The organism is Streptomyces apricus (assembly GCF_008369065.1).
Classification (GTDB): domain Bacteria; phylum Actinomycetota; class Actinomycetes; order Streptomycetales; family Streptomycetaceae; genus Streptomyces; species Streptomyces apricus.
In genome coordinates this window covers 18,727-27,063 of the sequence record NZ_VDFC01000014.1, presented here as the reverse complement: position 1 = coordinate 27,063, position 8,337 = coordinate 18,727, and the positions used below count along the sequence as shown (strand labels likewise).

Genomic DNA, 8,337 nt, shown 5'->3' with positions numbered 1-8,337 from the left:
CCCCTGCGGCTCCTCCCCCGCCTCCGCCGCTCCCGCCGGCGCCGTCAAGTCCGTGGAACTCGGGGAGATCCGCGTCGACTGGGCCCGCCTGCTCTTCGGGGACGCCGACGCGCTGAGCGCCTGGCGGCACGCCGAACCCGTCGACGCCCGGGCCGACGTGGCGTTCTGGGGCGCGTCCGAGGAGGCGGCGGCCCTCGCGTTCACCGCCCCGTACCTGGGCGGCCCGGGTGAGGACGGGGTGCGGGGCTGGACCGGATTGCCGGTGGCGGAGGCGATGCGGCTGGCCGGGGCGCTGTCCGACTGGAAGGACGCGGACCCGGCGCGGCGGCTGGTGGTCGACTTCCGCCCGCACTCCCACCACTGGCAGATCATGCGGGCGGTCCGCGCCTCCCCGCTGCAGGCCGGCACCGTCGAGGTCGGCGGCGCGCGCGTGCTGTGCACCATGCCCCGCCAGGGCGACGGCCGGTTCCCGGTGTCCGCGGACCTGGACCCGACGGGCCGGCCGGTCAGCGTGCGCGTGGCGTTCCCGGAGTAGGGACCGTCCGGCGGCTCCCCGCGCGGCGCCGGTACGTCCCCGTGCTGGACGGATCTTCTCCGGCTCGCCAGGATCGTCGCGAACGGGCGTGGTCCCCGGTCACGCCGGGGCGCGGTCCCGGCGGCGGGACCCGGGGCGAGGGACGGAGCGTACGCATGGCGAAACACTGGGCGGACTTCCAGTACGAGATCTATCTGAACGGGATGACCGGCGCGGTGCCGCGGCTGCCCACCGACCTGACCCGGCTGGAGGAGCTGACCGAGCAGCGGCTGGGCCCCGGCCCGGTGGGCTACGTGGCGGGCAGCGCGGGCAGCGGGAGCACCGCGCGGGCGAACCGGACCGCGCTCGACCGGCGCCGGATCGTGCCCCGGATGCTGCGTGACGTGCACGAGCGCGACCTGTCCGTCGAGGTGCTCGGCCGCCCGCTGCCCGCGCCGCTGGCCCTCGCGCCGGTCGGGGTCCTGTCGATCATGCACCCGGACGCCGAGCCGGCGGCGGCCCGGGCCGCCGCCGCGCAGGGCGTTCCGTTCGTCCTGTCGTCGGCGTCCAGCACCCCGATGGAGCAGGTCGCGGAGGCGATGGGCGACGGGGAGCGCTGGTTCCAGCTGTACTGGGCCAAGGACCGGGAGGTCACGCGGAGTTTCCTGGACCGGGCGAAGACCGCCGGGTTCACCGCGCTGTTCGTCACGCTGGACACGCCCCTGCTGGCCTGGCGGCCGCGCGACCTGGACCAGGCGTACCTGCCGTTCCTGCACGGCGTGGGCACCGCCAACTACTTCTCCGACCCGGCGTTCCTGGCGGGTCTGGCCAAGCCCGTGCACGAGGACCCGAACGCGGCGGTCATGCACTTCGTGGGGATGTTCGCCGACCCCGCCAAGACCTGGCCCGACCTGGCCTTCCTGCGGGAGAACTGGGACGGCCCGATCGTCCTGAAGGGCGTCCTGCACCCGGACGACGCCCGGCGGGCCGCCGACGCCGGGATGGACGGCGTGGTCGTCTCCAACCACGGCGGCCGCCAGGTGGCCGGCGCGGTCGCCGCCGCCGACGCGCTGCCCCGGGTGGTCGAGGCCGCCGGGGACCGGCTGTCGGTCCTCTTCGACAGCGGCGTCCGCACGGGCGACGACATCTTCAAGGCGCTGGCCCTGGGCGCCGAGGCGGTCCTCGTCGGGCGCCCGTACGCCTACGGGCTCGGGCTCGACGGCCAGGCGGGTGTCGAGCACGTGATCCGCTGCCTGCTCGCCGAACTCGACCTCACCCTCGCCCMGTCGGGGCACGCGGGGCCGGCGGACCTCGGCCCCGGCGACCTGGAGGAGGGGACCGCCTGACGGCGGCCCCCCGTCGTCACGCGGTCCCGTACGGCGGTCCCGGGCGGTCCGTCACGGGCCGGGGCGGGTGAGCGTCCGCAGCGCGGAGGACACCGTCCCGGTCCCCGCGTCCGGGCCGCCGGCCGTCTCCGGTCCGGCGCCCGTGTCCGGCGCCGCCGGTCCGTCCGCCCCGCGGGGGCGCGGCCGGTCCACGCACGTCGCGTCGGCGCACGCGGGGTCCGGGCCGACCCGGGTGCCGGCGGCCCGGGAGTCGCCGGCCGATCCGGGGGCCGGTGATCCGGTGCCCGCTATCGACAGCGACTCGGGGCTCGCCGCGGTGGTGTCGGTGCGCCAGCGCTGTTCGTCGCCGCGATCCCGGATCTTCACCACGACGTCCGCCCCCACGTCGTCGGAGGCGGGCGCGACGGCGAGCCCCGCCTGCCAGCGGGGCAGCAGCTCCCCCTGCACGGTGAGGTCGTAGCGCACGTCGTCGCCCCGCTCGGCGGAGGCGGCCACGCACCGGCCCAGGACGATCACCCCGGCGTCCACCTGGGAGTCCAGGCACAGTCCGGGTTCGGCGGCGCTGCGCAGGAGCCCGTCCTGCTCGTACGACCACTTCTGGGTGCCGGCCGCCGAGCACGTGTCCAGCTCCGCGCCGGCGCCCGCCTTCGCCGTACCGCCCTTGATGTCGAGGCAGAGGTCGGCGGCGAGGTTGCGCAGCCGGGTCCGGACCGGACCGGCGGGGAGCCCCGCCGAGCCGGGCGGGGACGACGGCCGCGCGCTCGGCGCCGTCCCGCCGGGGCCGAGGCTGCCGGACGCGCCGATGGTGGCCGAGGGGTCCGCGCCGTCGCCCTCCGGCGACCACAGGGTGGCGACGAGGACGGCCGTGAGCACCGCCGCCGACACCAGGCCCGCCCCGGCGAGCAGGGCCTTCGGGTGCCGCGGGCCCCGTGAGGAGTGGCGCCCCGGGCGGCCGGGTAGCGGGGACAGCGGACGGAGGCGGCTGCGGCGGCCGGGGCGACCGCCGTGGCGGCGGGCCGTGCGCAGGCCGGAGTGGCCCCGGCTCGGCCGCGACTCCAGGTACCGCCGGGCGCCCCAGCCGAGCACGCCCTCGGCGAGCAGACCGCCGAGCCCGCCCTCGAAGTGGCTCAGCTGCTCGGCCGCGTGGCGGCAGAAGCGGCACGACTGCAGGTGCTGCTGCACGTCGGGGAGCAGGGCCCCGCCGCGCCGGATCGGGATGTCGAGGAGACGGTTGTAGTGACGGCACTCCTTGTCCGGCGCGAGTTCGTGGTGGGCCCGCACACAGCCCTCGCGGAACTTCTCGCGGGCCTGCTCCAGCACCATCGACGCGGTGTCGGCGTCCATGCCCAGCAGACCGGCCGGTACGGATATGTGCTCGGCCTCGACCTCGGTGTGCCACAGGACGCACTGGGCGAGTCCGGGCAGGGCCTGGAAGGAACGTTCCGCGAGTCTTCGGTTCTCCGGTGTCATGGACTTCGTGACGCGCATGCCGCGGCCGCCGGCCGGTTTGCCGAGGTCGGGCAGCACCTCGGACACCCTGCCGTCCGCGGACCAGGCCCTGACGACGTCCCGGACGGCCACCAGGAGCTGCGGGCGCAGGGCGACGGCGGACCCGGCGTTGCGCAGGCGCCCCAGGACCTGCTGGAAGGCGGCCGCGGTGACCATCGAGGCCGCGTTCGCGGAGGAGGCGAGGCAGACGACCGCGTAGTCGTGGGCCGGCTGCCAGTGCCGTGCGAGCAACAGCGCGACGGAGTGGGTGGGTTCGCCCTCCGGCCGCGCGCGCAGAACGGCCACGAGGCTCTCGTCGGATTCTCCGGGAACGGCACCCGGGCCGGGCGGATAGGGCGGTCGGGGCGGGTGGGGGGTGTGCACTGAGCGGTTTCCTTCCAAGGCGCGAAATGGCGCGGAGAAGTCGGCCGTACGCCTTTTCCGGCGCGGTGGCGCGAGGGAATCCCGGACGGTGAATCAGGCCTGGCCATCGGTCATGTGCGAGGACGTTCACCCTTGCACATCACGCTCTCGCCCAACAAGGCATTCGGCGCCGCTTCGGCAACATCCGCGTATTGAGCAGAAGTCGGTGTTCATCCGGGGTCAACTCGTTTCGGACACTGCGCCTTTCGTGGCACGGTGCGTCACCGGGTGCCCCGTGTGAAGTACGTGCACGCATCCGTGGCCCGCGCACGCTCCCGTCGTACCGGCCCCGGAGGTCCACTGGTACCGGCCCCTCCTCGGGTGGCCCCGCGCGAAGCGGCGGCTCTCCGCGCGGAACGGGCCGCCGGCCCCGGTCTCCCGCCCTCGGCCGGCGGCCCCGGGACGCCCCCGACGCCGTGTGGGGACGATCCCGACGCACTACGCTGGAACACAGGTGATGCATCTGTTCACCGTGAGTGCGCGCAATGGAGTGGCGGCGATGTGAGAGGCCACAGCGAGACATCGGGCGACGGCCCGGGATATCCGTTCGACGAGACAGCGACCGCCAGGGCCGTCATCGACGGTGACGGCGTGGTCGTCGAGTGGAACGAGGGCGCCCGGCGTCTGCTCGGGCATGCGCCGGCCGAGGTCGTGGGCCGGCCCGCGGGACATCTGCTGACCACGCGCGACGCAGTCCTGCCGCCCCGTCCGGCCGACAACCGCTGGAGCGGCACGCTCGATCTGCGCCACCGGGACGGCCGCACGCTGAGCATGTGGCTGCTCGCGCACCGGCGCCGCCCCGAGCTCGGCGACCGCAGCGACTGGCTCGTCGTGACCCCGCTGGAGAACGGCTCCGACACGCCCGAGGACGCCTCGCCGGCCGCCACCTACCTGGACCAGTCGCCCTGCGCCACCGCGATCTTCGACGAGCGGCTGCGGCTGCGCAGGGTCAACGCGGTGATGGCCCGGTCGCTGGGTCTGCCGCAGGAGCACATCCTCGGACTGCGGATCCCGGAGATAGGCGGCCGGCCGCAGAACGACGAGCTCGAAGGGCACATGCTGCGGGTGCTCAGGACCGGGCGGCGCGCGGACGTGCAGACGTACCTGGGCAACGCTCCCGAGGAGCGCACCCAGACCTGGCTGGCGCGGATGGCTCCGCTGACCGACGCCGCGGGCCGGGTCCGGGGCGTCAGCCTGTCCGCGCACGACTTCACCGAGCAGTACCTCGCCCGCCGGCGCCTGCAGCTGGTGAACGAGGCGAGCGTCCGGATCGGCTCCACCCTCGACGTCACCCGTACCGCGCAGGAACTGGCCGACGTCTGCGTGCCCGCGCTCGCCGACTTCGTGAGCGTCGACCTCCTCGACCCCGTGGACCGCGGCGGCGAGCCGCCCACCGGGCCGGTCGCGGCCCCCGTGAGCCTGCGCCGCGCGGCCCACCGGTCCGTGCACCCCGGCGATCCGGAGTCGGTGGTCAAGCCCGGCCAGGTCGACCTCTATCCCGCCGGCTCGCCGCAGACCGACTCCCTGGTGGCCGGCCGGTCCGTGGTGGTCTCCGACGCCACGGCCACGCTCGCGCAGTGGCTGGCCCGGGACCCGGTGCGCGGAGACCGCGCCGTGGACCTCGGCGTCCACTCGACGATGTCCGTGCCCGTCCGGGCCCGCGGCACGACCCTGGGCGTCGCCGTCTTCACCCGCTTCCGGCGGCCCGACCCGTTCACCGCCGACGACGTGCTGCTGGCCGAGGAGGTCACCGCGCGGGCGGCCGTGTGCATCGACAACGCGCGCCGGTTCTCCCGCGAGCGCGAGACCGCGATCGCCCTGCAGCGCAGCCTGCTGCCCCGCTCCCTGCCCCGTACGGCCGCCGTCGAGGCGGCCTCCCGCTATCTGCCCGCGGCACGGGCGGGGGTCGGCGGCGACTGGTTCGACGTGATCCCGCTGTCGGGGATGCGGGTCGCCATGGTGGTCGGGGACGTCGTCGGCCACGGGGTGCAGGCGTCGGCCACCATGGGCCGCCTGCGGACCGCCGTGCGCACCCTCGCCGACATCGACCTGGCTCCGGACGAGCTCCTGACCCACCTCGACGACCTGGTCGTGCGGCTCTCCGCGGAGGCGGGCGGCGAAGGCACCACCGGCGAGGTCGGCGCCACCTGCCTGTACGCCGTCTACGACCCGGTCAGCCGCCGCTGCACCCTCGCCCGGGCGGGCCACCCGGCGCCGGTGATGCTCCCGCCCGGCGGGCCGCCCGAGGAGATCGGCGTACCGGCGGGGCCCCCGCTGGGCGTGGGCGGGCTGCCGTTCGAGTCGGTCGAGCTGCGGCTCGCCGAGGGGACCGTCCTCGCGCTCTACACCGACGGGCTCACCGAGAGCCGCGAGCGCGACCCCGACGGGGGCCTGGCGCTGCTGTGCCGGACGCTGGCCCGGGACACCGGCTCCCTGGACGAGACGTGCCACGACATCCTCCAGTCGCTGCTGCCCTCCGGCGGCGCCCCGGACGACGTGGCCCTCCTGCTCGCCCGCACCAAGGGCCTGCCGACCTCCCAGGTCGCGACCTGGGACATCCCGGCCGACCCCGCGCTCGTCGGCCCTATCCGCAAGCAGGTCGGCCGGCAGCTGGAGGTGTGGGAGGTGGACGAGGCGGCGTTCACGACCGAGCTCGTGGTCAGCGAGCTCGTCACCAATGCCATCCGGTACGGCGAGCGCCCCATCCGGCTGCGCCTCATCCACGACGCCGCCACGCTGATCGTGGAGGTGTCGGACTCCAGCCACACCGCGCCGCACCTGCGGCGCGCCAAGACGTTCGACGAGGGCGGGCGGGGGCTGCTCCTGGTCGCCCGTCGCGTCGTTCATATGCGCATTCCTCCAGGATCCCTTGCGGAATTAGTCCGTACCAAGGGGTACGGAATGCGTCCTCCGCATGTCGGCAAGCCGCGTCCTGAACACAGCGGGACGCAGGCGACAGGGAAAAGCCCCCCGTTTCTTCCGGTCGTCCGTCCGGTGAAAGGGACAAGACCTCCCGGGGCTTCCGGCACGCCATTCGGAATACCGAACGGACTCGCCGTTCCGCCGGAATACGGGACGCGGGAACGAGCAGAAGGAGAGGGCGACGACAGCCGTACCCCCCGCTCGTCCCGCCGGCCCTGCGTCTGCTTCAGTTGGGCCGGACGAATCCGGCATGCACCCCCGAAGGACGCACCCTGAGCCCCGCACTCGCGACCACCCTCTCCGCCGTTCTGCTCGTGGCGGTCCTGGCCGGCGCCGTGATCCGCCCGTTCGGCCTGCCGGAGGCCACCGTGGCCGTCCCGGCCGCCGCCCTGCTGATGGCCACCGGCGCCGTCCCGCTCGACCACGCGCGGGCCGAGGCCGAACTGCTCGGCCCGGTCGTGGGCTTCCTGGCGGCGGTGCTCGTGCTCGCCAAGCTCTGCGACGACGAGGGACTCTTCCAGGCCTGCGGCGCCTGGCTGGCCCGTACGTCCAAAGGGCGGCCGCAACGGCTGCTGGCCGCGAACTTTTTGCTCGCCTCGGTCGTCACGGCCGTGCTCAGCCTGGACGCCACGGTCGTCCTGCTCACCCCGGTGGTGTTCGCGACCGTGGCCCGCCTCGGCGCCCGCCCCAAGCCCCACGTGTACGCGTGCGCCCACCTGTCGAACACGGCGTCGCTGCTGCTGCCGGTCTCCAATCTGACGAACCTGCTCGCGTTCACGGCCAGCGGCCTGAGCTTCACCCGGTTCGCACTGCTGATGGGGCCCGCGTGGGTGGTGGCCGTCGGCGCCGAGTACCTGGTCTTCAGGCGCTTCTTCGCCGCCGACCTGAAGACCGATCCCCTGCGGGCGGACACCACTGAGGCCGAACCCGTCGACGTGCCCGTGTTCGCCCTCGTCACCGTCGCGTGCACCCTCGCGGGCTTCGTCGTGACGTCGGCGCTCGGGGTCGAACCGGCCTGGGCGGCACTCGCGGGCGCCCTCGTCCTGGCCGTCCGGGCGCTGGCCCACGGCCGCACCACCCCGCTCGCCGTCGTACGGGCCGCCTCGGTGCCCTTCCTGGCCTTCGTCCTGGCGCTGGGCATCGTGGTGCGGGCCGTGGTCGACAACGGCCTGTCGGACGCGCTCGGGCACCTGGTCCCCGACTCGGCGGGCCTGCCCGCGCTGCTCGGCATCGCCGTCCTGGCCGCCGTCCTGGCGAACCTCATCAACAACCTGCCGGCGGTGCTGGTCCTGCTGCCCCTGGCCGCGGCGGGCGGACCGGGGCCGCTCCTCGCCGTCCTCCTCGGGGTGAACATCGGACCCAACCTCACGTACGCCGGCTCGCTGGCGACCCTGCTGTGGCGGCGGATCGTCCACCAGCACGACCACGAGGTCGAGCTCGGCGAGTTCACCCGGCTCGGCCTGCTCACCGTGCCCGCCACGCTGGTCCCGGCGGTGGCCGCGCTGTGGGTCTCGCTGACCGTGTTCGGTACCTGAATCACACGTACGAGGGGTGTCCCGCGAGAGGCATTGACGCTGTGACATGGCCATGCAATGCTCCCGTCCTGGGAGCGCTCCCATCACCTCGTCGTCCTCTACGGCCCAC

General features: G+C 74.7%; 4 protein-coding genes and 1 pseudogene. 4 read left to right on the top strand and 1 reads right to left on the bottom strand.

All coding sequences use genetic code 11. From position 1 onward, the window contains the following. A pseudogene (locus tag FGF04_RS04780) lies at positions 1-535 on the top strand (hypothetical protein); the annotation flags it as partial. 155 nt (positions 536-690) lie between these two features. After that, the gene (locus FGF04_RS04775) at positions 691-1,860 is read left to right on the top strand and encodes a lactate 2-monooxygenase (RefSeq protein WP_149509954.1); all 1,170 of its coding nucleotides are present in this window, start codon (positions 691-693) and stop codon (positions 1,858-1,860) included. Between the two features lie 51 nt (positions 1,861-1,911). Here FGF04_RS04775 and FGF04_RS04770 read toward each other — a convergent pair whose 3' ends face one another. Next, entirely contained in the window at positions 1,912-3,732 is a 1,821-nt protein-coding gene (locus FGF04_RS04770; RefSeq protein WP_149509953.1) for an RICIN domain-containing protein, read from the bottom strand. Between the two features lie 540 nt (positions 3,733-4,272). Between FGF04_RS04770 and FGF04_RS04765 the strand changes: the two genes are divergently transcribed. Further along, positions 4,273-6,969, top strand: a complete 2,697-nt coding sequence (locus tag FGF04_RS04765) for a SpoIIE family protein phosphatase (protein ID WP_149509952.1) — start codon at positions 4,273-4,275, stop codon at positions 6,967-6,969. Continuing rightward, positions 6,966-8,228: an arsenic transporter gene (locus FGF04_RS04760; protein ID WP_188113963.1), complete on the top strand. Its 1,263-nt coding sequence runs from the start codon at positions 6,966-6,968 to the stop codon at positions 8,226-8,228. Before FGF04_RS04765 ends, FGF04_RS04760 begins: the two co-directional genes overlap by 4 nt. The last annotated feature ends 109 nt before the right edge of the window (positions 8,229-8,337 follow it).